Genomic DNA, 23,553 nt, shown 5'->3' with positions numbered 1-23,553 from the left:
CCCCCGCACACACCCCAGGAGAAACACCCCCATGGACAGCCCCACCGTCCTCGCCGCCGGCAACCACTTCATCCTCCCGAGCCTGCTCACCGAGGCGGTCACCGAGGCCACCGGCGGCGCGGTGACCGCCGGAGCGATCCGGGAGCTGCAACTGCCCTGGCCGCACACCCCGCTCGGCAAGGTCGCCGAGGTCGACGAGGCGTCCGGTACGGAGGACCAGCTCATCGAGGCGCTCCAGGGCGTCCGGATCTGCGTCACCGAACACGCCGCGCTCACCGAGCGCATCCTCGCCCACTGCCCCGACCTGGAACTGTTCTGCGTCGGCCGCGGCGGACCGGTCAACGCCAACCTCGAAGCCGCCACCCGGCACGGCGTCGCCGTCTGCTACGCCCCGGGCCGCAACGCCACCGCCACCGCCGAACACACCCTCACCCTGCTCCTCGCGGCCGCCCGCGGCGTCGGCGACACCCACACCGACCTGCGGCAGGGCGTCTGGCGCGGCGACTACTACGACTACGACAAGTGCGGCATCGAGATCGAGGGCACCACCGTCGGCCTCATCGGGTACGGGGCGATCGGCAGCCGCGTCGCCAAGGTGCTCGCCGCCATGGGCGCCCACGTCCTCGTCCACGACCCGTACGCGGCCCCCGAGGCGCTGACCGGCATCGCCGAGCAGGTCGGCCTGGACGAGCTGCTGAACCGCTCGCGCATCGTCTCCCTGCACGCCCGCCTCACCGACGAGACCCGCGGCATGATCGGCCGCGCGCAGCTCGCCGCCATGCCGCGCGGCTCCGTCCTGGTCAACTGCGCCCGCGGCGCGCTCCTGGACTACGAGGCGGTCTGCGACGCGCTGGAATCGGGCCACCTCAGGGGCGCCGGTTTCGACGTCTTCCCCGAGGAGCCGGTCCCGGCCGGCTCCCGCCTGCTGACCGCTCCCGGCGTCGTGCTCACCCCGCACATCGCGGGCGGCAGCCGCCAGGTCGCGCACAAGGCGGCCCGTATCGTCGCCGCCGAGGCCGCCCGCTTCCTGCGCGGCGAACCCCTCGCGCACTGCGCCAACCCGGCGGTGCTGGGCCACTGACCCGGATACGACGGAGGGCCGCCCCCACCAGGGGACACTGTTGGGGAAAGCCGTGGCCCTTGCTTGACGCCGGTCTTGATCACTCGGTTTGAGTGGTCGAGACCGGCGTTTGCGTTGGGGGTGGGTGTGATGTCGCTGAAGGTGCCGGGACTGGGAGAGATTCCGGCGGAGACTGTACGGGTGGCCCGTCTCGCCTGTCCGCAGGGGACGCTGGCGATGCGGCTGCGGGACGAGTTCGGTGAGGTCTTCTCGGGCGAGGGGCTGGTCGGGCTGTTTCCGGAGCGGGGGCGGCCGGCGGTGGCGCCGGGGATGCTGGCCCTGGTGACCGTGTTGCAGTTCGCCGAGGGGCTGTCCGACCGGCGGGCGGCCGAGGCGGTGCGCACGCGCCTGGACTGGAAATACGCCCTGGGCCTGGAGCTGTCGGACGCGGGTTTCGATCACACGGTGCTGTGTGGCTTCCGCTCCCGGCTGGTGGCAAGCGAGCAGGCCGGGGACCTCTTCGAGGCGGTCCTTACCGCTGCCCGGGAGCGGGGGCTGCTGCGGTCCGCGGGCCGGGCACGCACGGACTCCACGCGGGTGCTGGCGGCGGTCCGTGAAGTCAATTGGTGGGAGCGGGTGGGCGAGACGTTGCGGGCGGCGCTGAACGCGGTGGCCGCGGTCGCGCCTGCATGGTTGTCCGGGCAGGTGGATCCGCGGTGGTTCGACTGGTATGGGCACCGGGTGGAGGACTCCCGGCTGCCCCGCAAGAGGAGCGAACGCCTGGCCTGGCTGGAGCAGGTGGGCGCGGACGGGACGCGGTTGCTGGAGGCGGTCGACGGCCGATCGGCACCCCCGGGACTGCGGGAGCTGTCGGCCGTGGCAGAGCTGCGGCGTCTGTGGTCCCAGCAGTTCACCCGCGTTGACGGGGCGGTGCGGTTACGCGCGAAAGCGGAGCGGGCCCCGGTCCGCGAGTGTTCCGCCTCTCCCCTACGATTCTCAGGCCCGGTTCGGCGCCCGACGAGGGCTCCAGTGGGCCGGATACCTGGTGCATCTGACCGAGACCTGCGATCCGCAGTCCCCAAACCTGATCACCCACGTGGTCACCACCGATGCCTCGGTCCAGGACGGGACCATGCTCAAAGCGATCCATACCGGGCTCGCCGGACGCGGCCGGCTCCCCGCCCTCCACCTGGTCGACGCCGGTTACATCGACGCTCGTAACGTGCTGGCGGCCCGCCGGGAACTGGGGGTCGAGCTGCTCGGCCCGGTCCGGCCCGATACCAACAGATCGGCACAGAAGTTCGGCACGGATGCCTTCACCATCGACTGGGACCGCCAGACCGTGCGCTGTCCCGATGGCCGGACCAGCGTGGTCTGGCGGAACAAACTCCACGACCGTCATGACGGCCACCGCGGCCGGGATCCCGTGATCTTCGTCAGGTTCGCCGCCCGGCACTGCGGCCCGTGCCCTTTGCGGGATCGCTGCACCATCTCCCAGAGCGGCCGCACCCTGATGCTGCGGCCGTCCCGCGAGGAGCACGAACTCCTCCAGCAGGCCCGCATGCTGAATCAGACCGAGGAATGGCGGCGCCGCTACAACCCGCGCGCCGGCATCGAAGGCACCATCTCGCAGGGCGTGAGAGCCTTCGGGCTGCGCCGCTGCCGCTACCGCGGATACTCCAAGACGAGCCTCCAGCACCTGTTCACCGCCTCCGCGATGAACCTCACGCGCCTCGACGCCTGGATCGGCGGAGTCTCCCCCGCTGGCACTCGGATCTCCCGCTTCGAAGCACTGAGGCCCGCCGCCTGACGGCGACGAGCCTCACGAAAGGACCTTTTCCCAACAGTGTCCCCACCAGGGGACGGCCCTCCGTCGGTGTCAGCGTGCCTACCGGCGCCGCACCAGCGGGAACGGCAGCGTCTCGCGGATCGACAGACCGGTGAGGAACATGACCAGCCGGTCCACGCCGATGCCCAGACCACCGGTCGGCGGCATCGCGTACTCCAGGGCCTGGAGGAAGTCCTCGTCCAGCTCCATGGCCTCCGGGTCGCCGCCCGCCGCCAGCAGCGACTGGGCGGTCAGCCGGCGCCGCTGCTCGACCGGGTCGGTCAGCTCCGAGTAGGCGGTGCCCAGCTCCGTACCGAACGCCACCAGGTCCCAGCGCTCCGCGACCCGCGGGTCCTTGCGGTGCTGGCGGGTCAGCGGCGAGACATCGGTGGGGAAGTCCTTGTAGAAGGTGGGCAGCGTGGTCTTCTCCTCGACCAGCCGCTCGTACATCTCCAGGACGACGTCACCGCGGCCCATCTCCGGCTTCACCGGCACCCCGGAACGCCCGCACAGCCGGCGCAGCACGTCCGGGTTGGTGTCCGCGTCGACCTCCTCGCCCAGGGCCTCGGAGATCGCGCCGTACACCGTCTTGACCGGCCAGATGCCCGAGATGTCGTGCTCGACGAGCTTGCCGTTCGCGTCGGCCTTGCGGGCGGTGGCGCTGCCGAACGCGGCGACCGCCGCCCCCTGGATCAGCTCCCGCGTCAGGTCGAGCATCACGTCGTAGTCGGCGAACGCCTGGTACGCCTCCAGCATCGTGAACTCGGGGTTGTGTTTGTAGGAGATGCCCTCGTTGCGGAACGTGCGCCCCATCTCGAAGACCTTCTCCATACCGCCCACACACAGCCGCTTCAGATACAGCTCGGGGGCGATACGCAGGTACAGATCGAGGTCGTAGGCGTTGATGTGGGTCTGGAACGGGCGCGCGTTGGCGCCGCCGTGGATCTGCTGGAGCATCGGCGTCTCGACCTCCAGGTAGCCGCGCTCGATCAGACCCTGGCGCAGCGCCTGCACCGCGGTGCTGCGGGCCCGCAGGTTGTCCCGCGAGTCCGGCGAGACGACCAGGTCCACGTAGCGCTGGCGGACCTTGGCCTCCGGGTCGGACAGACCGCGCCGCTTGTCCGGCAGCGGGCGCAGGCACTTGGCCGTCAGCCGCCAGTGGGTCACGAAGACCGTCAGCTCGCCGCGGTCGCTCGCGCCGACCTCGCCCTCGGCCTCGATGTGGTCGCCCAGGTCGATGTCCGAGCCGAACCGCTCCAGCTCGTCCGCGCCGGTGCCCTCACGTGTCAGTGCCACCTGGAGGTCGCCCGACCAGTCGCGCAGCACGGCGAACAGCACACCGCCGTGGTCACGGGTGAGCAGCACCCGGCCGGCGATCCGCACGACCTTGCCCGTACGCGTACCGGACTCCAGATCCGGGTGCTCGTCGCGGACGTCGCCGAGCGTGTGGGTGCGCTGCACACCGACCGGGTACGGGTCGACGCCCTCCTCGCGCAGCCGCTCCAGCTTGCGGTGCCGCACGCGGACCTGCTCCGGCAGCGCCGCCAGCTCCCGCTCGCGCAGCTCCTCCTCGGTCGCCGGGGGCTGCTCGACCAGGCCCAGCTCGTCCAGCGACGGCAGGTGGGCGGTGGTCGCCGGGGTCAGCACCCGCTTCTTGCGGCCCTTGCCCCACAGCTTGCCCAGGCTCGGCACCGCCACGAAGCCCTCGGCGATACCGGAGGCCAGGCCGATACGGGCCAGGGCGCCGGTGTCCGCGTAGCACAGGAAACGCGGGTACCACTCGGGGGCGTACTTCGCGTTGGAGCGGTACAGCGCTTCGAGCTGCCACCACTTGGAGAAGAACAGCAGCAGCTTGCGCCAGACCTTCAGGATCGGCCCCGCGCCGATGCGCGCGCCCTCCTCGAAGGCGGACCGGAAGACCGCGAAGTTCAGCGAGATACGGCGCACGCCGAGCGCGCCGGCGTGCGCGCACAGCTGCGCGACCATGTACTCCATCACGCCGTTCGGGGCGCTGCGGTCCCGGCGCATCACGTCCAGCGAGATGCCGTCCTTGCCCCACGGCACGAACGACAGCAGCGCCATCATGTTGCCGTCGCCGTCGAACGCCTCGGCCAGCAGGCAGTCGCCGTCCTCGGGGTCGCCGAGCCGGTCCAGCGCCATCGAGAAGCCGCGCTCGGTCTCGGTGTCGCGCCACGCGTCGGCCCGGTGGATGACCTCCTGCATCTCCGCGTCGGACAGCTCGGAGTGGCGGCGCACCCGGAAGGTGGCGCCGGTGCGCTCGACACGGTTGACCGCCTGACGGGTCACCCGCATCTCGCGGCCGTCCAGGTCGAACTCCTTGACGTGCAGAATCGCCTCGTCACCGAGCTGCAGCGCGCTCAGGCCGCTTCGCGCGAACGCCTTCGCGCCGTCCTCGCTGGCGCCCATGACGGCCGGCTGCCAGCCGTAGCGCCCGGCGACCTTGAGCCACTCCTCGATGGCCGGGCCCCATGCCTCGCGGTCGCCGACCGGGTCACCGCTGGCCAGGCAGACGCCGACCTCCACACGGTAGGTGACGGCGGCCTTGCCGCTGGGGGAGAAGACCACGGCCTTGTCGCGGCGGGTGGCGAAGTAGCCGAGCGAGTCCCGGCCGCCGTAGCGGGCCAGCAGCGCCCGGATACGGGTCTCCTCGTCACCGTGCAGCGCGGCCTCCATGCGCTGCGACCGGAAGAGCGTCAGGGCCGCGTTCAGCAGCGCCAGCGCGCCCAGCAGCCCGAGCAGGAAGATGATCCAGTGCGGCGGGTGCCCGTGGAACTGGTGGTTGCTGAGCGTGCCGCCGCAGACCCGGTCGGCCGCCCACAGCAGCCGGTTGCCGGCGCCGCGCTCCAGGCTGCCCGGGAAGAGCGAGACCAGGCCCCAGCCGATGAGGATCGACACCACGAGGCCCGCGACCAGCACGCCCGCGGCGCGCCAGAACGCGCCGCGGCGGGTCACCGCGTAGAACTCGCGGTGCGCGACCAGCAGCAGGACCAGCGCGGCCGAGCACAGCACCAGGGAGAAGTAGTACTCCGGGAAGCCGTCGATCACGAGGAGCGCGTCGGTCAGCGTCACCAGCACCATGTAGACGACGGCGAACCACAGGGCCACCCGTTTGCGCGCGGTCATGGCCGCGGCCAGCAGGAAGAGGAAGACCGCGTACGCGAGGTTCGGCTCGACGACGATGGTCAGGGTGTCCAGCCAGTAGATGACCGGTTTCAGGCCGCGCCGCAGCGGCCCGATCAGCGCCGTGACGGCGCAGAACAGCCCTAGGAGGCTGAAGAAAATGGCGAAGCCGTTGGGCACGCGGCGACTGAAGCGTGCCCACGCCGTTATTTGGTCCTGGTCCTGCACGGTGCTCATTCCGTCACATTAGGCTCTGTAGGGGGTCAGCTGCTCGATGGGAGGGCGCTCTTCTTCTGCCACTGGGACCAGTCGACCATCCAGTCCCCGAGACCGTTGTTGTCGGCCGCCCTCCCCCGTACGGAGGAACCGGTGACCTCGAACGGGTCGCCGACGCGAACCCTGGCGTAGAGCCAGTCGGCGTCGGCGTCGGTCAGCCCGATGCAGCCGGAACTGTCGTTGACCCGGCCCACCTTGCCGGCGTTCCACGGCGCGGCGTGCGCGTACGTCCCGGAGTCGGTGAGCTTCATGGAGTCGCGGACCATCTTGTCGTACGCGTCGCCCAGTCCCACGGTTTCGGAGTTCATGTTGATCGTGCCCTCCTTCGCCATGAGCGGGAAGACGCCCGTCCAGGTGGAGTGCTGTGCGTCCGGCCGCCCGGCGGAGAAAGGCATGTCCTTCACCTCCTTTCCGTTCTCGGTGAACGTCAGGTGCTTGTTGTCCAGATCCACCTTGACCACATGGCCGGCGCCGATGGTGAAGTTCAGGTCGTAGTCCTTGGCGAAATACCGGCCGCCGCCGGAGTCCACGCCGTTCAGGTCGGCGCGCAGCCCCACCTTGGTGCCCGGCTTCCAGTACTCCTTCGGGCGCCAGTCCACCCGGTCCTTGCCGGACCAGTCCTTGACCCAGCCCCACGCGCCGGGTGTGCCGTTGTCGGTGGTGACCTTCAGGTGCTTCTCCACGGCGGCCCGGTCGGTCACCGGGAAGTCGAAGGTGATCGAGACCGGCTGGGCGATCCCCACGACGGCGCCCTGCGAGCCGGGGCTGAGCACGACCTTGTTGAGTTTGTCCGCCTTCGCGGTGGTCAGCGACTCCTTGACCTCGTTCGTTCCGCCCTGGGCGTTACGCGCCTCGGCCGCGACGGAGTACTTGGTGTCCGGCGTGGTCGGCTCGTGGGAGGTCCACACCCGGCCGCCGTCGCCGAGCCCGCCGGGCAGCCGACGGCCCTTCGGATCGGTCACGACCACCTTGGTCAGATTGCCGCCGGCCGCGCTGACCTGGAGTTTGTCGCCCGCCTGCACGGTCTTCGTGCCGTTCGCCGCGCCCAGCGTCACCCGTACCGGAGCGCCCCTGGACGCGGACGCCGCGGGGCCTCCGCAGGCGGACAGCACGACGGTGCCGAGCAGCGGCGCCAGCGCCAGCGCGGCCCGCGCGGCGCGCTGCGGCCGGTGGCGGTGCGGAGTGGGGGCAGGACTCATGGGGGGAGCTTTCGGAGAGCGGTGTCCGGCGGGTGTCGGCCGCTAAGACGCGAACGATCTCTGTCGCGTTGCGCTGCGTGACGTGATCCATGACACGATTGCGCCACCGGCGCGCGGCGTGTCCGCGCGGTGGCGTGGTGGTGTCCTGCGTCTTCGCCGTGTGCCCGCCTGTGCCTCCCGTCCGCTGCCCGTCCGCCGTGCCGTCGTTCGTCCGGTTGTTCCCGTACCCCATGCGTCCTGTTGTTCCCGCACCGTTGACGACGACCCCGCCCGCCCCTACGGTTCCCGCGTGTATCGCTTACGGGCCGCCGTGGCGGCGACAGCAGTACTCCTCCTCTCTCTCACGGCGTGCGGGAACGACGGTGCCAAGTCGGGCGGCGACGGGCCGGACAGCATCGAGATCGGCGCGCTCTCCATCGTCGACACCGCCCCGGTCCACCTCGCGGTGTCGCACGGCTTCTTCGCCAAGAACGGCATCTCGGCGAAGATCACCCCCGTCCAGGGCGGCGCGAACAGTGCCCCCGGCGTCGTCAGCGGCCAGTTCGACTTCGGCTTCAGCAACACCACCACCCTGCTCACCGCCCGGGAGCAGGGGCTTCCCCTGAAGGCCGTGGCCAACGGGGTGTCCTCCACCGGGCAGGCCGGGCCCGGCAAGGACTACAGCGCCATCCTCGTACCGAAGGACAGCTCCATCCGGTCCGCCAAGGACCTGCCCGGCCACAACATCGCCGTCAACCAGCTCCAGAACATCGGCGACACCACCATCCGGGCCGCGGTGCGCAAGGCCGGCGGCGACCCCGGGAAACTGCGCTTCACCGAGATCCCGCTGCCCGACATGGCCGCCGCGCTCGCCGCCGGCCGGGTGGACGCCGTCTGGACCGTGGAGCCGTTCCAGACCCAGACCGTCGACCAGGGCGCCCGGGCCGTGTGCTGGCCCTTCGCCGAGGCCGTCGACAACCTCACCGTCGCCATGTACTTCACCAGCGAGAAACTGCTCCGCGAAAACCCGGGCCTGGTCAAACGCTTCACGACCGCCATCAACCAGGCGCTGGCCTACGCCCGTACCCACCCCGAAGCGGTACGCGAGGAACTCGGCACATACACCAAGATCCCGCCCTCGGTCATCCACCGCATCGTGCTGCCGAAGTGGCCCACCGAGATCAACCGCGCCTCCGTGCAGGCCGTCGCCGACCTGGCCCGCAAGGACGGTGTCCTCAAGCGGCCCGCCGACGTCGGCGCACTGCTGCCGTGACCCGACGCACGGCGCGCGCCGGGGCGCCGATGAGCACGCCGCGCGCCGCCGGGCTCGGGCTGCTGGGCCTGGCGTGCCTCTTCGCCGTCGCCGAGGCGGTGCCCCGGCTCGGCCTGATCGACCCGCGCCACCTGCCGCCGGCCACCGCCATCGTGCGCCGCCTGGTCACCGAACTGGGCGACGCGGCCCTGTGGACGGCGCTCGGCGAGACCCTGCGGTCCTGGGCCATCGGGCTCGCCCTCGCCTGCTGCCTGGCCGTCGCCCTCGGCGTGCTCATCGACGCCGTACCCGGGCTGCGCGCGGCCACCGCCTCCACCATCGAGTTCCTGCGCCCCATCCCGTCCGTGGCGCTGATCCCGCTGGCCACCCTGCTCTTCGGCGCCGAGACCGGCTCCACCCTGCTCCTGGTGGTCTACGCCTCCTTCTGGCAGGTGCTCATCCAGGTGCTGTACGGCGTGGCCGACGTGGACCCGGTCGCCCGGGAGACCGCCCGCAGCTACCGCCTGGGCCGCTGGGCCCACCTGCGCCACCTGGTGTGGCCGACGGCCCTGCCGTACGTGATGACGGGCGTACGGCTGGCCGCGGCGGTGGCGTTCATCCTCGCCGTCACCGCCGAACTGGTCATCGGCAGTCCCGGGCTCGGGCTGCGCATCCAGCTCGCCCAGTCCGGCGGCGCGGTCACCGAGGTGTACGCGCTGATCGTGCTGGCCGGGCTGGTCGGGGTCGCCGTGAACGCGGTGGTGCGCGCGGTGGAGCGCCGGGTGCTGGCCTGGCACCCGTCCGTACGGGGCGAGGTGGCGCGGTGAGCCCGGCAGGCCCGGTGAGCGCGGCGGGAAAGCGGCCCGCGGGGCCGCTGCGGCGTACGGGACTGCTGAGGCGCACGGCCCTGCGCCTGCTGCGCGTCCTGGGCCTGCCCGTCCTGCTGATCCTCGGCTGGTGGGCCTACAGCGTGGCCGAGCCCACCTTCTACCTGCCGACGCCCGGCCGGGTCGCCACCGCCTTCACCGAGGTGTGGTTCTCCGACCGGATCACCGAGGACGTGCTGCCCAGCGTGGGGCGGCTGCTCACGGGCTACGCGCTGGCCGGGCTGCTCGGCGTCGGCCTCGGTGTGGCCATCGGCTCCTCGCGCACCCTGCGGGCCGCCGCCGAACCCGTACTGGAGTTCTTCCGCGCCGTGCCGCCGCCGGTCCTGGTGCCCCTGATCATGCTGCTCGCGGGCCTGGACACCACGATGAAGGTGCTGGTCATCGTCTCCGGCTGCGTCTGGCCCGTGCTGCTGAACACCGTCGAGGGCGTCCGCGCCGTGGACGAGGTGCTGGCCGACACCGGCCGCTGCTTCGGGCTGCGCGGGCCCGCCCGGCTGCGCCACCTGGTGCTGCCGGCGGCGAGCCCGCAGATCATGGCGGGCCTGCGGCAGGCCCTGTCCATCGGCATCATCCTCATGGTCATCGGGGAGATGTTCGCCAGCACCTCGGGCATCGGCCACACCGTCGTCCTCTTCCAGCGCGGCTTCGCCATCCCCGAGATGTGGAGCGGCATCGTCGTCCTCGGACTGCTCGGATTCGGCCTCTCGCTCGCCTTCCGGGCCGCCGAACGCCGCATACTGGCCTGGCACTTGGCGCGCGGCGAGGAGCGGGGGCGGCATGCTTGAGATCACCGGTCTGGGCAAGACGTACGAAGGGCGCGGCGGCGTCGAGGCGCTGCGCAAGATCGACTTTCAGGTGGCCGACGGCGACCTCGTCTGCGTCGTCGGGCCGTCCGGATGCGGCAAGACGACCCTGCTCAAGTGCGTCGCCGGGCTGCTGTCCCCCACGGCCGGCGAGGTACGCGTCGCGGGCCGCCGCGTCACCGGCCCGCCCCCGGGCATGGCCGTCGTCTTCCAGGAGTACGGGCGCAGCCTCTTCCCCTGGATGACGGTGCGCAAGAACGTCGAACTCCCCTTGCGCGAGAAGAAGGTCCCCGCGCCGCGCCGCCGCGAACTGGTCGAAGGGGCGCTGTCCGCCGTCGGCCTGGCCGACGCCGCGGCGGCCCACCCGTGGCAGTTGTCCGGCGGCATGCAGCAGCGCGTCGCCATCGCCCGTGCCATCGCGTACGAGCCCCAGGTGCTCCTGATGGACGAGCCGTTCGCCGCCGTGGACGCGCAGACCCGCGCCGAGCTGGAGGACCTGCTGCTCACCCTGTGGCGCCGGCTCGGGGTGACGACGCTGCTGGTCACCCACGACATCGACGAGGCGGTCTACCTGGGGCGGCGGGTGGTCGTACTGTCCTCGGCGCCCACCGTCGTCCAGGAGGACCTCGCCGTCGACCTGCCGGCCGACCGCGACCAGATCACCACCCGCTCCGCCCCGCGCTTCGCCGAACTGCGCGCTCACGTCTACGCGCAGATCAGGCACGCCAAGGGCCGGACTGCGGGGGACCTGACGGCGGGGGAGACCGCCCCGGCGCGGCAGGCGCCTTCGCCCGCGCCGCGGGACCTCAGCAGGGAAACAGATGGCCGCACACGATGAAGGCCAGCAGCAGCACCGAACACAGCACCTCGACGGCACCGACCACCGCCACCCGTACGCCCCGCCCCGGCATCGCCACGGCCCGCAGCAGGAACACCACGAACGGGACCGCCAGCCACGGGTCCAGTGACACTGCGGCCACCACCGCGAGCCCGTGATAGACGGCCGACGCCACCCGGAACGCCTCGCTCCCGCGCTCGCGGATCATCGTCTTCACGTAGAGCACGGTCCCGGTGAAATACAGCAGACAGGCCACGGCGGCCGTCCACGCGCCCGAATCGACCGTGCCGCTGCCCAGCCGGTCCGAGACGAGCAGCATTCCGCAGGCGGGCACCACCGCGATGATTCCGTTGACCGTGGCGCGTTCCTCGTTGCGGTACGCGTACACGATATTCACGGCGAAGAAAGGCGCCGCGCACAACGCGGCGAGCAACAGCCAGGGATGCGCCACGGCGAGCGGTACGGCACACAGAACGAATGCCGCCCCGAATCCGGCCAGCGGCGCCAGATGCCGGCGCGGCGCACGGGGATTACGGGAAAGGCGGCGCAGCCGGACGTATTGCTGGCCGTGGAAGGCCGTGCAATAGGCCAGCAGCCACGCGGGCAACAGCAGGGCGTGCCGGCCGACGAACCCACCCAGCAGGGCGCCTGCCAGGAACGGTACGAGCAGCATGGCCCAGGCGCCGTGCTGGTTCGGTATCCAGCGGCGCAGCGCGCGCCGCCCCCGCGATGTGCTCATGCCACGAATATATGGGGTGCGCAACCCGGACCGGGCCGCCGAAGGTCCGGGACCAATGTCCTGAAATCGAAGGTCAGCCACTCAAGGAGGCTGCGATTCTCCCCGCCGCTCACCCGTATGGAACGCGGGAATACGGCCGGAGAGCAGGGCCGCCGTCCGGTGACCCGCAGTGATCACCCGCATGGCGCACCCGTGAAAACCCGGGGAAAGGCGCCGAATACGCCAAACTGGCGCCCGTTGTCGTCCGTTCGGGCGGCGGGTGAGGAGGTTTGTCGTGGCTCTTTCGATCTCGGTCGTCGTGCTGCTCGTCGTACTGACCGTCGTCTTCCTGCGCAGTGGACGCCTGAAATTCACACACGCCCTCGTCTGCATGCTGCTCGGTTTCTACCTGGCGGGCAGCAGCCTGGCCCCGGACATCCAGAACGGGCTGTCCGGGGCGGCGGATGTGGTGAGCAGCGTGCGGCCCTGAGCGCCGCCACGGCGTCACCCCCGCGCGAAGACCCCGATCGCATTCGGCACCGGCCGCTCCGCGCCGCCCGAGGGGTGGTTGCGGACCGTCGCGCCCGGGCTGCCCGGCTCGCGTGTGACCAGCGTGGAGGAGCCGCCGCCGTCCAGGTTGACCGCGTCGCGGGCGCCCAGCCGGTCCATCAGGTCGGCCAGTTCGCGTACGGTCATGCCCGCCCGGCCCGGCGCGCCGTCCAGCGCGAGCAGCAGCAGCCGGCGGCCGTGCGCGCCGATGCCCGCGGAGGTGCGGACGGCCGGGGTGACGGTGTCCAGGCCGGTCAGCGGCTCCGCGTTGCGGACGATGGGGAAGCCGCCGACGGCGAAGCGCAGCGGTCCGGGCTTGCGGGCGGTCAGCCGGTGGCCGATCCGTACCCGGTCGCCGATGTGCAGCTTGCGCAGCTGCCGGGCGCCTTCCTCCCGGCCGACGAGCGCCGTCGTACCGCGGGCGATGCCGCCCCGGCCCGGCACCTGAGCGACCCCGGCCACCCGGCCGCCCCGGACCGTGACCTCGTACGTCTCCGTACTGCACGGCGCCGCCCGGTCGGTGTCCGTGCCGCAGGTCGCCCGGACGCGCGAGGTGGGCCCCCACTTGGAGGTGAACGCGCCGATGCCGTTCACCGGCAGCGCGTACTGGTTCAGGCCCTTCAGCGGCAGCGCGCCGTCGGCGGTCAGCACGGTGCCGCGCAGGGACAGCCGGTCCAGGCGGGCGCGCCGGTCGTAGCCGACGCCGATGACGTCGCGGGTGTTCGTGCCGGGCGGCAGCGCCGGGCCGAAGCGCTGCCCGTCGGGCACCGCCGCCTTCAGGTGCTGCCCGGAGGCGATGGCCGGGCCCACGGGGGCGCCGGTCGCCTCCACGCCGGGGTGCTGGGTCTCGGTGATGTTGAAGAAGTCCGCGTTGACGGCGGCCACCGCGGCCCGCGCGTCGGCCAGCCGGGAGACCGGGGAGCGCGCACCGACCGCGCCGGGGTACAGCAGGTCCACCGTCGTCCGGCGGTCGGTCAGGTCCACCGTCACGAGGTGGCCGTGCGCGGTGCCGCGCCCCACCACTAGGTCGAAGGCGCGGTACGTCACCCCTGGCGCGACGCCTACTGCCCGCCCTAGGCGCGGAGTGCCGCTGTCCGTGGCGGTGGCCCCTGCCGCCACTCCGCTTCCGGCCAGTACGCCCCATGCCGTCAGCGCCGTCAGTACCGCCCGTGTGCGAACGAATCGATTCTTCACGATCCCCCCAGACGTTCCGGCAACGGTCCCATGGGTGCGGAACGCCCACTATGGCCCGCAGATATCAGAAAGCCGTACAACCACCGAACGATCGTCGTGTCGCCCCCGTCGCCCGGATGCCGCACGCTCCCACCGGGAACGACGACCGCCCCTCCGGTCCAGGGGCGTGGCCACGGCCCTGGACCGAAGGAGCGGGAAGCTGAATGGGGACGGGGCGCGCGTCTGGGGGGCCGCGCCGGTGCGGCGGGGCCGGACCGTGCGGAACGCGCGGGTCGTGCCAGTCGTGCGGCCCGGGTCAGGCCTGGGCACCCGCCGGGGGAGTGGTCGGGCAGATCACGCGGGTGGCGGGGGTGAAGAAGGTGCCCTCCTTGGCGGGCTGGCCGCCGCCGAACTCGGTGTAGATGTACGAGTAGAAGGCGACGTCGGGGTAGCCGCAGGAGGAGTCGGCGCCGATGGTGTAGGTCATGGTGACCTTACGGGTGGCGCCGGGGGCGATCGGCACGGAGTACGTGGCGCCCGCGCCCGCCTTGCAGGTCACGCCGGGGTCAGCGGTACAGGTCTTCCAGGTGTACTTCAGACCGCTCGTCGAAGAGGTCTCCCACGTGGGCTGGAAGGACTGCCACACGAAGCGCACATCGGCGGTGCCGGTGTTGGTGAACGTCATGGTCAGCGTGACGTCCGAGCCGGGCGTGGCCTGCGTCTTGTCGACGGTGAAGGCCAGCGCCGGGGTGTCGGCGGCGGACGCGGGGGACGCGGCGCCCAGGCCGAGAACGGAGACGACGAGGGCGAGGAGGGCGGCGAGGCCGGCCCTGCTGAAGATGCTCGTTGTTCTGCGCATGACCAGGGAGCGTAAGGCGTGATCCGCCCTTTGGGGCGGTTCCGGGAGAACCTGTTTTTTCGACCGAAAAGGTCTGGCCATGCCCCAAATGGCGTGGTGGCGGCTGGATTTCCATGAAGCGGCCGAATACGGGTGCCGACCGGAATGTCCCCCGCCGTGAGTGGCCCGACCTTCGCCGAAGCGCGCGAGGCACTGCACAGCCGGGTCGCCCCGAACGCACAGCGACGGCGAACGCCCCTCCTGCCCATCGCCGTTGCTGCCACCGGAAGAGGTGAACCCCCAGGCCGGACACGGAGACGCCACTCCGCCTGTGACGCATGTGCCAGATGTGCCGAGCGGGCATACAGCGACGACACCGGACTCGCGACAACGAGTAACGGCCCCCGCCGGGCACCCGCCCGGTCGCGCCCGCGAGCCGTGGCAACACCGGAATCCCCACCGCACACACCCCAGCGGCCCCTGTCCGCCTACCGGTACACCCTGGCTCCCACCGGGCCTGGCGTAAACCCACCACCCCAGAGAGCCGGAAAACGCGGTCTTCCGCCTCATCTCCCCCTGCTGACGCGCCGTCACCTCCCGTGCGGAGTGGCCCTCCGGCCTCAACGCGCCCGGATGATCAGGTCCTCGACAGCCTGAAGCACCGCGTCGGCCCGCTCCTCGTGCAGCCACCCGTGCCCCGCGTCGCCGAGGACCCGCTGCTCCCCGCGCGGGGACTCGGCGGCCACCTCGGCGTGCAGCCTCCGCTTGAGTTCGTTGATCTCGCCGAGCAGTTCCGCGGGCCACAGGTGGGCCTGTGTGGCGTCGTGCCCCATGGCCGTCAGCACGATCAGCGGCACGTCGGGAGTGGCGGGTGCGGTGCGGAGTTCGTCGGCGACCTTGTCGTACAGGTTCTGGTTCTCGCGCCCGGCGGCCCGCCAGGTGGCGAGGTGCCGGTCGACCAGGGGGCCGCGCACCGACTCCGGCCAGCTGGCGAAGTGTTCGAGCATCGTGACGCGGGCCTGCGCCACCTGTTCCGGTGTGAACTCGGCCGCCTCCTGGGCCGCCATCTGGTCCAGCATCGCGTCGAGCATCTCCCGTGCCCGCTGGGGAGCGCGGACCACCATGTCTTCGTGGAAGGGGTCGAGCAGGAGCAGGCCGGCCACCTCGGCCGGGAAGCACCTGGCGTAGTGGCGCGCGTAGGCCCCGCCGAGGGAGTGGCCGATCAGCAGGTAGGGCCCGGGGACCCCGGCGGCGTGCAGGAGTTCGCGCAGTTCCTCGGTCACTTCGGCGGCGGTGCGGGGCAGTTCGGCGGGGTGGCTCCAGCCGTTGCCGCCGCGATCGTAGAGGACGGCCGTGGTCCGCTCGGCGACGCGCCGGTGGATGTTCAGGTAGTCCAGGCTCATCATGCCCGCCCCCGCCAGGAACACCGCGGTCGGGCCCCCGGTGCCGGAGCGGTGCAGCAGCAGACGGCGGCCGTCGCCGAGGTCGTGCAGGTGTCCTAACGGGGGCGGTGTGCAGGCCATCGTTCTCTCCTCGGTGGGCCGGAACGTGCCCGGCTACGTTCTCAAGTTTGAGAAAGGTATCACCTGTGAGAGCGTACGCCCATGGATACGGTCGACCTGCTCCTGCACCCCGTACGCCTGCGCATCGTGCACGCCCTGTCCGGCGGCCGGGCCCTGACCACCACGCAGCTGTGCACCCTGCTCCCCGACGCCTCGAAGGCCACCGTCTACCGGCAGGTCGGTGTGCTGGCGGACGCCGGGCTGCTGGAGGTCGAGGACGAACGGCGGGTGCGCGGCGCGGTCGAGCGCCGTTACCGGCTGCGGCGTGAGCGGGCGGTTGTCGACGCCGAGGCCGCCGCCTCCGTACCGGTCGCCGAGCACCGGCGGGTGTTCGCGGTGGCGATGTCGGCCCTGCTGGCCGAGTTCCACGCCTATCTCGACCGGCCCGGCGCAGACCCGGCCACCGATCTGGTCGGTTATCGCCAGCACGCCATGTGGCTCAGCCGGGAGGAACTGACCGCCCTGATCGAGGAGATGCGTGCGGCGCTGACGCGGCGGATCACCAACGAGCCCTCGCCGGAACGCACCCGCTACCTGATCAGCCCCATCCTCTTCCCCGCCGAGGACCCGGCAGCGGCCGACGGCCAGTGAGCCCTGGGCGGACCGGCACACTCCGCCCGCCGCCCCGGCACGATGCCGGGACAGCGGGCGGTTGACGTCAGGTGGCGCGGGCTAGTGGCCGATCTCCACGTCCTCCAGGACGCCCAGTGCGTCCGGTACCAGGACGGCTGCCGAGTAGTAGGCGCTCACCAGGTAGTTGATGACCGCCTGGTCGTTGATGCCCATGAAGCGGACGGAGAGGCCGGGCTGGTACTCGTCGGGGATGCCGGTCTGGTGCAGGCCGACGACGCCCTGGTTCTCCTCGCCGACGCGCATGGCGATGATCGAGCTGGTCTGGTCGGGGTTGACGGGGATCTTGTTGCAGGGGAGCAGCGGGATGCCGCGCCAGGCGCGGACGGGGGTGCCGCCGATCTCCGCGGTGGTGGGGTAGATGCCGCGGGCGTTCCACTCCCGGCCGATGGCCGCGATGGTGCGCGGGTGGGCCAGCAGGTACTGCGTCTTGCGGCGCCGCGCGATCAGTTCGTCCAGGTCGTCCGGGGTGGGCGGGCCGCTGCGGGTGTGGATGCGCTGCTTGAGATCGGCGTTGTGCAGCAGGCCGAACTCGCGGTTGTTGACCATCTCGTGCTCCTGGCGCTCGCGCAGCGCCTCGATGGTCAGCCGCAACTGTTGGTCCAGCTGGTTCATCGGGTTGTTGTAGAGGTCGGCGACCCGGGTGTGGATCTTCAGTACGGTCTGCGCGACGCTCAGTTCGTATTCACGCGGCGCCACTTCGTAGTTGACGAAGGTGCCCGGCAGCGCGGGTTCGCCGGTGTGGCCCGAGGCCACGTCGATGGCCGCCTCGCCGTGTTTGTTCTGCGGCGGGATCTGGGCGGTGCGGTAGCGCTCCAGGTGGTCGCGCAGGCCGGGGGAGCGGTCCGCGAGCTGTTCGTACGCGGTGCGGGGCAGCGTCAGTACGGTCACCCGGGTGACCGCGCGGACCGTGTGCTCCCAGACCGCGTCCGGTGACAGCAGTGCCGTTTCGCCCAGGTGGTCGCCGTCCGCGAGGACGCCGAGGACCGTTTCGTCGCCGTACTTGCCGGTGCCGATACGGTTCAGCTTGCCGTGCGCGACCAGGACGACCCGGTCGGCCGGCCGTCCCTGCTCCACCAGCACGTCACCGGGCGCGTGCTCCTCCTGCACGAACTGACCGGCCAGCGCCTCCAGCGCCGCCGGATCGTCGAAGTCGCGCAGCGGCGGCAGCTCCCGCAGCTCCGCGGGGATGACCCGGACGTCGGAACCGGTGCTGGTGAACTCGACCCGGCCGTCTCCCAGGGTGTGCGTCAGGCGCCGGTTGACGCGGTACGTGCCGCCGGAGACCTGCGTCCACGGCAGCACGCGCAGCAGCCAGCGGGAGGAGATCCCCTGCATCTGCGGCACGGTCTTGGTCGTGGTGGCCAGATTGCGTGCCGCGGCTGTCGCCAGGCTGGTGCGCGCCTGGTCGGTGTCCGGGGTGGCGCCGGGTCCGGACGTCGGGTCCGCAGATGTGGTCATGGGGGGTTTCACCTGTTCCTGTGGGTCGTGGGACGGTCAGGGCCGCGGGCCGGACGCGACCGTCCCGCGGTACGCGGCCGGGGAGCGCGCGCGGGGACTGCGCGCGGGAGCCGCGGATGTCGCGCCGGCATTGACGGGATTTCGGCCATGAATGACGCGGGATCGTCATATCTCGGCAAACGGTTCTTCAACCGCTTCTCATGGCTGGAACGGGGTGGTTCATTGGCCGGTCTGCACGTCCTCCAGAATTCCCAGCGCGTCCGGCACCAGGATCGCGGCGGAGTAGTAGGCGCTCACGAGATAGTTGGCGATGGCCTGGTCGTTGACGCCCATGAACCGCACCGAGAGCCCCGGCTCGTATTCGTCCGGGATTCCCGTCTGGTGCAGTCCGACGACGCCCTGCTTCTCCTCGCCGGTGCGCATCACCAGGAACGAACTGGTGCCGTCCGCGCCGACCGGAATCTTGTTGCACGGGAAGATCGGGACCCCGCGCCAGGAAGGCAGCGAGTGCCCCATGAAGTCGACCGCCGTCGGATACAGGCCACGGGCGCTGCACTGCCGGCCGAAGGCGGCGATCGCCTTCGGGTGGGCGAGCAGGAAGGCCGGGTCCTTCCACACCGTCGCGAGCAGGTCGTCGAGGTCGTCGGGGGTGGGCGGGCCGCTGCGGGTACGGACGCGCTGCGTCAGGTCGGCGTTGTGCAGCAGCCCGAACTCGCGGTTGTTGACCATCTCGTGCTCCTGGCGCTCGCGCAGCGCCTGGATGGTCAGCCGCAACTGCTGCTCGACCTGGTTCATCGGGTCGCTGTACAGGTCGCCGACCCGGGTGTGGGCCCGCAGCACCGACTGCGCCACGCTCAGCTCGTACTCCCGGGGGTTGAGCTCGTAGTCGACGAAGGTGCCGGGCACCCGCGGCTCGCCGTGATGGCCGGAGGCGACCTCGATGGCCCGCTCGCCGCTGGCGTTGCGCGGCGGAGCGCTGCCCGCGCCGGCCGTCGCGAGGTGGTCGCGCAGCTCCTGCGAGCGGTCCGTGACCTCCTGCGCGGCCTGCCGGGGCAGCTCCATGACGGTCACCCGGGTCACCGCGCGGTAGGTGTACTCCCACGAGGCGGCGGTGTCGGTGAGCGGCTTGTCGCCGAGGTGGTCGCCCCCGGCGAGCGCTTCCAGGACCGTTTCGTCGCCGTATTTCCCGGCGCCGATCCGGTCGGCCCGGCCGTGCACGATCAGCACCAGGCGGTCGGCGGGCGCGCCGGCGGTGGCGATCGCGTCGCCGGGCGCGTACTCGCGCTGGACGAAGCGCTCGCCGAGCGCGCCGAGCACCGCGCTGTCGGTGAAGTCGCGCAGCGCGGGCAGTTCGCGCAGTTCGTCGGGGATGATCGATACTTCGGTGCCAGAGACGGCGAAGTCCACGCGGCCGTCGCCGACCGTGTAGGTCAGCCGCCGGTTGACGCGGTACGTACCGCCGGAGACCTGCACCCAGGGCAGCAGCCGCAGCAGCCAGCGTGAGGTGACGCCCTGCATCTGCGGCACGGTCTTGGTGGTCGTGGCCAGATTGCGGGCCGCCGCCGTCGTGAGGCTGGAATTCTGAGTTTCGCCCTCGGGGCCGGGAATTGTCTCGTCCGTAACCGTCACGGCTGCGCCACCAATCTTGGAAGGTTGGAAAGAGGACGGCGGCCGGAGCCACGGCCGTTCGCGAGACGAGGTCCGTACCGCTCGTCGCACTGAACATAGGCGTGTCGTTTTAATCGGGGCAATCACTCGAACGAGTGGCATGAAAAATAAGGGAGATGGACAGGTTTAGTGGAATCAGTTGCTGGAAAGTGTGCCGGGGTGATTCCGGCCGCGGACCGGTGGACCAGGGCCGGGAAAAGGCGTCGAGGCGACGGAGCGGGTTATTCTCCGGAGAGCTGCCGGGAAACGGCGGGTGTCCAGGACCGGCCCAGCGGATCGTCGAGAACGGCGCGCAGGGCGGCGTGCGCGGCGCCGAGCAGCGGCCCGTCGGCGCCGCAGCGGGCGGCGGCCACCCGTATCCGCGGCGCGGTCCCCGCGTACGGCGCGAGGGCCGTACGGGCCGTCAGCTCCCGCTCCAGCGACGGCAGGAGCCAGGGCGCCAGCCGCGCCAGCGCCCCGCCGAGCAGCACCGCCTCCGGGTCGAGCAGGTGCACGGCCCCCGCGAGCGCGATCCCGAGCGCCGTCCCCGCGTCCCGCAGGGCGGCCAGCGTGGCGGGGTTCCCGGCGGCGGCGCGATGGGCGAGGAGTTCGACGCGCGCCCGCGGACCGGGGTGCCCGGCCGCCGCACGCCCCGGGTCGAGACCGGCCGCCCGTAGTACGGCCGCTTCTCCCGCGTACTGCTCCAGGCACCCCCGCGCGCCGCAGCCGCACGGCCGCCCGCCGGGATACACCGGTACGTGCCCCAGCTCACCCGCGAACCCCCGCGCCCCACGCAGCAGTTGACCGTCCACGACGACCGCTGCGCCGATTCCCGCCTCCGCCGAGACGTGGAGGAAGTCGGGCGGCGGCGCTCCACTGCCGTCCGGCCCGCCGCCGAGCCGCAGCTCGGCCAGCGCGCCGAGGTTGGCCTCGTTCTCGACGGTGAGCGGCTCGGGCACGGCGGTCAGGGCGCGGAGTACCGGAGCCGGATCGACGTTCCGCCAGCCGAGGTTGGGGGCGTGCACCACGGTCGTCGTACCGCGTGCCACCAGCCCCGGGACCGCGACCGTGAGCCCGGCGGGCCGCAGGTCCAGCGCCGCGATCCGGTCCGTGACCTCCGCGATCATCCCGGCCAGACGGCGCAGTACGGGGCCCGGCTCGCTGCCCCGGTCGGCCACGTCGGCCGCCGCCCGGGCCCGTATCCGCCCGCGCAGATCGACGGCGCACACCGCCAAGTTGCCCACGCCGATCTCGGCGCCGATGCCCGCGGGCCCGGTGTCGCTGACGGCCAGTTCGCTGCCCGGCCGCCCGCGTCCGCCGGTCGCCGCCGGGCCCGTCTCGACCAGCAGACCGGCCCGCAGCAGGGCGTCGACCAGTGTGCCGACGGCCGCCCGGGTCAGCCCGACCCGCGCCGCGACACCTGCCCGCGACACGGGCCCGTCGGCGGCCACGGCCCCCAGGACCCGCGCCAGGTTGCGGCGGCGGATGCCGTGCTGCGTGTCGGCGCCGGGAGCGGTCATGGGGCGCCTGTTGCGGACGGGGCGGGCAGGGCGGGTGATACGCAGGGTCTGGGCGGGGCGGACGTGGTGATCATGCGGGGCGGGGTCCTCCCGGGTTCGTCGGGTGGTGCGAGGTGGGTACGGATGCGGAGCGGCCGTCAGCCCACCGCATCCGGTCGCCCGGGCCCCAGCGCCCCGTACATCTCGGCGAACGCCATGTCCGCACACCGCCCCAGGCTCGTCAGCAGCCCGGTGCAGCACTCCGGGGCCGCTCCGGGCGCCGCCGGGTCGGCGTACTCCTCCAGCACCAGGTAGGCGCCGGGCTCGGGCAGGGTGAACCAGCGGTAGGTCGGGCTCACCGGTTCCGGTCCGGCCGCCTCGTGCAGCGCGGTGGCACTCCGCTCGATGCCGTCCTGCCGGCGGTCGCGGACATCGAACCGGGCACGAACAAAGATGCTCATGCCCGGCACCCCATCACAACTCCCGCGCCGACGGTACGGCGGCGTCCGAATCCGTTCCCCGGATCCGGATTTCCGGCCACCGTTCCCGGGGTGCGAACCGGCGCCGGTCACCCTTCGGCAGCGGGCGGAACCGCGTTCCTCTTACGTCCCGTCCGCGCGCGAAGCACCGTTCCGCTCACGCTTCGCCGACGGGCGGGTCACCGTTCCGCTCACCCTCGGCAGCGGCGGAGCACCGTTCCCGTCACGCCCCCAGCAGCGCCCCACCGGCAGAGAGCGTTTCCGCCAGCCGCTCCCGCGCCGCCGTGTCGCACGGAACCGCCGCGTACTCGGTACCGCGCGCCGTCCCCCAGCGCCGCGCCACCGCCGCCGGGTCCTCGCCCAGCAGCAGCCCCGCGGCCTGCGCCGCCGCGCCGAGGGCGACCAGTTCGGCGGCCTCGGGCACCACTACGGGCCGCCCCGAAAGCCGGCGTACGGTGTCCCGCCAGGCCCGGCCCCGCGCTCCGCCGCCGATCAGCAGCAGCGGCACATCGGCGGGCAGGTCTTCGCCCGCGATCCGGCCCAGCGCCTGGAGCAGCGCGAAGGCCGCCCCGTCGTAGGCCGCTTGGAGTACCTGCCCGCGTGTCGTGTCGTGCCGCAGGCCGTGCAGCAGCCCGGACGCGTGCGGTAGAGCGGGCGTGCGCTCGCCGTCCAGGAAGGGGAGCATCACCACCGATCCGCCGGGCTCCACGTCCTCCCGCTCCAGCCCGAGCAGGGTGGCGACCCGGTCCACGGCCAGCGTGCAGTTCAGGGTGCAGGCCAGCGGCAGCCAGTCGCCGCGCGCGTCGGCGAACCCGGCGACGGTGCCCGTCGGATCGCCGGGCGGACGCCGGTCGGACACCGCGTAGACCGTGCCCGAGGTGCCCAGACTCAGGACGGGCCGGCCCGGACGCAGTCCGAGCCCCAGCGCCGCCGCCATGTTGTCGCCGGTGCCCGCCGCGACCAACGCACCCTGTGGAAGCGGCAGTTCACCGCCCCGTACGGTGCCCGCCGCCTCACCGGGACGCGCCACCCGCGGCAGCGTCTTCGGGTCCAGGCCGACGTGCCGCAGGATCTCCTCGTCGTACGTCTCGTCGGCCGGTGACCACCAGCCCGTACCGGACGCGTCGCCGCGGTCGGTGACCGCCTCGCCCGTCAGACGCTCGGTGAGATAGTCGTGCGGCAGCCGTACCGCGGCCGTCGCGTCGGCCGCCGCGGGTTCGGTCTCGCGCAGCCAGGCCCACTTGGTCACGGTGAACGCGGGCTGCGGCACACTGCCCACCCGCCGCGCCCATGCCTGCGGCCCGCCGAATTCCTCCAGCAGACGCCGCTGCTGGGGCGCCGACCGTACGTCGTTCCACAGCAGCGCCGGACGCACCGGCCGCCCCGAAGCGTCGAGGGTGACCAGGCCGTGCTGCTGGCCCGCGACGGAGACGGCCGCCGCCTGCCGCGCGGCGTCACCGCACTGGCGCAGCGCCTCGCCGAGCGCCTGCCACCACTGCTCGGGGTCGCTCTCCTTGCCCGCGCCGCCGGGCCCCGTACCACCGCCGACCACGTGCGGAGCCTGCCCGCGGGCGACGACCCGGCCCGTCGCGGCATCCACCACGAGCGCCTTGGCGGACTGGGTGGAACTGTCCACGCCGACCACCAGCGGTCCCGCTGCCTGTGTGCCCATCGCGTGCTCCCTCCGGACTGCGGGGCGGCCTTGCCGGTCGCCGGGCAGCACACCCGTCGAAG

Annotated in this window: 18 protein-coding genes and 1 pseudogene; 8 read left to right on the top strand and 11 right to left on the bottom strand. The window is 72.2% G+C overall.

Annotated features, from left to right (window positions below; genetic code table 11):
• The first annotated feature begins 31 nt into the window (after positions 1 to 31).
• Both CP984_RS04725 and CP984_RS04720 read left to right on the top strand, forming a co-directional pair.
• Positions 32 to 1,081 (top strand): 2-hydroxyacid dehydrogenase, encoded by a 1,050-nt coding sequence (locus CP984_RS04725; protein WP_003982482.1) that lies wholly within the window; start codon positions 32 to 34, stop codon positions 1,079 to 1,081.
• A gap of 129 nt (positions 1,082 to 1,210) precedes the next feature.
• Positions 1,211 to 2,870 (top strand): annotated as a pseudogene (locus CP984_RS04720) (IS1182 family transposase).
• Positions 2,871 to 2,948: 78 nt separating this feature from the next.
• Here the strand turns inward: CP984_RS04720 and lysX are convergent.
• Both lysX and CP984_RS04710 read right to left on the bottom strand, forming a co-directional pair.
• Entirely contained in the window at positions 2,949 to 6,266 is a 3,318-nt protein-coding gene (gene lysX / locus CP984_RS04715; protein WP_003982485.1) for a bifunctional lysylphosphatidylglycerol synthetase/lysine--tRNA ligase LysX, read from the bottom strand.
• Between the two features lie 26 nt (positions 6,267 to 6,292).
• Complete coding sequence (locus CP984_RS04710; protein WP_003982486.1) at positions 6,293 to 7,504, bottom strand: L,D-transpeptidase; 1,212 nt, start codon at positions 7,502 to 7,504, stop codon at positions 6,293 to 6,295.
• Positions 7,505 to 7,793: 289 nt separating this feature from the next.
• Between CP984_RS04710 and CP984_RS04705 the strand changes: the two genes are divergently transcribed.
• The 4 genes from CP984_RS04705 to CP984_RS04690 are packed head-to-tail and all read left to right on the top strand — an operon-like array spanning position 7,794 to position 11,263.
• Positions 7,794 to 8,756: an ABC transporter substrate-binding protein gene (locus CP984_RS04705; protein WP_176564533.1), complete on the top strand. Its 963-nt coding sequence runs from the start codon at positions 7,794 to 7,796 to the stop codon at positions 8,754 to 8,756.
• A 29-nt stretch (positions 8,757 to 8,785) separates the two neighbouring features.
• Positions 8,786 to 9,562 carry an ABC transporter permease gene (locus tag CP984_RS04700; protein WP_003982488.1) on the top strand — a complete coding sequence of 259 codons (777 nt, stop codon included), beginning with the start codon at positions 8,786 to 8,788 and terminating at the stop codon, positions 9,560 to 9,562.
• Complete coding sequence (locus CP984_RS04695; protein WP_003982489.1) at positions 9,559 to 10,407, top strand: ABC transporter permease; 849 nt, start codon at positions 9,559 to 9,561, stop codon at positions 10,405 to 10,407. The genes CP984_RS04700 and CP984_RS04695 overlap by 4 nt, the downstream gene beginning before the upstream one ends.
• Positions 10,400 to 11,263 carry an ABC transporter ATP-binding protein gene (locus CP984_RS04690; RefSeq protein ID WP_003982490.1) on the top strand — a complete coding sequence of 288 codons (864 nt, stop codon included), beginning with the start codon at positions 10,400 to 10,402 and terminating at the stop codon, positions 11,261 to 11,263. Before CP984_RS04695 ends, CP984_RS04690 begins: the two co-directional genes overlap by 8 nt.
• On the opposite strand, the gene CP984_RS04685 is transcribed toward CP984_RS04690, so the two are convergent.
• Positions 11,232 to 12,002 carry a YwiC-like family protein gene (locus CP984_RS04685; RefSeq protein ID WP_003982491.1) on the bottom strand — a complete coding sequence of 257 codons (771 nt, stop codon included), beginning with the start codon at positions 12,000 to 12,002 and terminating at the stop codon, positions 11,232 to 11,234. The genes CP984_RS04690 and CP984_RS04685 overlap by 32 nt on opposite strands.
• 274 nt (positions 12,003 to 12,276) lie before the next feature.
• On the opposite strand from CP984_RS04685, the gene CP984_RS04680 reads away from it, so the two are divergent.
• Positions 12,277 to 12,471, top strand: coding sequence for a hypothetical protein (locus CP984_RS04680; RefSeq protein WP_003982492.1), 195 nt, complete (start codon positions 12,277 to 12,279; stop codon positions 12,469 to 12,471).
• Between the two features lie 14 nt (positions 12,472 to 12,485).
• Here CP984_RS04680 and CP984_RS04675 read toward each other — a convergent pair whose 3' ends face one another.
• The 3 genes from CP984_RS04675 to CP984_RS04665 form a co-directional block, all read right to left on the bottom strand.
• Entirely contained in the window at positions 12,486 to 13,724 is a 1,239-nt protein-coding gene (locus tag CP984_RS04675) for a phosphodiester glycosidase family protein (protein ID WP_030179551.1), read from the bottom strand.
• Positions 13,725 to 14,019: 295 nt separating this feature from the next.
• Complete coding sequence (locus CP984_RS04670; RefSeq protein WP_003982494.1) at positions 14,020 to 14,562, bottom strand: hypothetical protein; 543 nt, start codon at positions 14,560 to 14,562, stop codon at positions 14,020 to 14,022.
• A gap of 599 nt (positions 14,563 to 15,161) precedes the next feature.
• Positions 15,162 to 16,064 carry an alpha/beta hydrolase gene (locus CP984_RS04665; protein WP_003982495.1) on the bottom strand — a complete coding sequence of 301 codons (903 nt, stop codon included), beginning with the start codon at positions 16,062 to 16,064 and terminating at the stop codon, positions 15,162 to 15,164.
• A gap of 81 nt (positions 16,065 to 16,145) precedes the next feature.
• Here CP984_RS04665 and CP984_RS04660 point away from each other — a divergent pair, with 81 nt between their 5' ends.
• The gene (locus CP984_RS04660) at positions 16,146 to 16,694 is read left to right on the top strand and encodes a helix-turn-helix domain-containing protein (RefSeq protein WP_003982496.1); all 549 of its coding nucleotides are present in this window, start codon (positions 16,146 to 16,148) and stop codon (positions 16,692 to 16,694) included.
• An 81-nt stretch (positions 16,695 to 16,775) separates the two neighbouring features.
• On the opposite strand, the gene CP984_RS04655 is transcribed toward CP984_RS04660, so the two are convergent.
• The 5 genes from CP984_RS04655 to xylB form a co-directional block, all read right to left on the bottom strand.
• Positions 16,776 to 18,194 (bottom strand): family 2B encapsulin nanocompartment shell protein, encoded by a 1,419-nt coding sequence (locus CP984_RS04655; protein ID WP_003982497.1) that lies wholly within the window; start codon positions 18,192 to 18,194, stop codon positions 16,776 to 16,778.
• 219 nt (positions 18,195 to 18,413) lie between these two features.
• Entirely contained in the window at positions 18,414 to 19,823 is a 1,410-nt protein-coding gene (locus CP984_RS04650) for a family 2B encapsulin nanocompartment shell protein (protein WP_003982498.1), read from the bottom strand.
• 260 nt (positions 19,824 to 20,083) lie between these two features.
• Positions 20,084 to 21,361, bottom strand: a complete 1,278-nt coding sequence (locus CP984_RS04645) for an ROK family transcriptional regulator (RefSeq protein WP_030179556.1) — start codon at positions 21,359 to 21,361, stop codon at positions 20,084 to 20,086.
• A 137-nt stretch (positions 21,362 to 21,498) separates the two neighbouring features.
• Positions 21,499 to 21,801: a hypothetical protein gene (locus tag CP984_RS04640; RefSeq protein WP_043976962.1), complete on the bottom strand. Its 303-nt coding sequence runs from the start codon at positions 21,799 to 21,801 to the stop codon at positions 21,499 to 21,501.
• Between the two features lie 241 nt (positions 21,802 to 22,042).
• Positions 22,043 to 23,491, bottom strand: coding sequence for a xylulokinase (xylB, locus tag CP984_RS04635; RefSeq protein ID WP_003987149.1), 1,449 nt, complete (start codon positions 23,489 to 23,491; stop codon positions 22,043 to 22,045).
• Positions 23,492 to 23,553 lie beyond the last annotated feature (62 nt).

The organism is Streptomyces rimosus (assembly GCF_008704655.1).
GTDB classification, from domain to species: domain Bacteria; phylum Actinomycetota; class Actinomycetes; order Streptomycetales; family Streptomycetaceae; genus Streptomyces; species Streptomyces rimosus.
The sequence above is the reverse complement of the archived record's forward strand: the minus strand, read 5'-3'. Positions and strand labels throughout refer to the sequence as shown.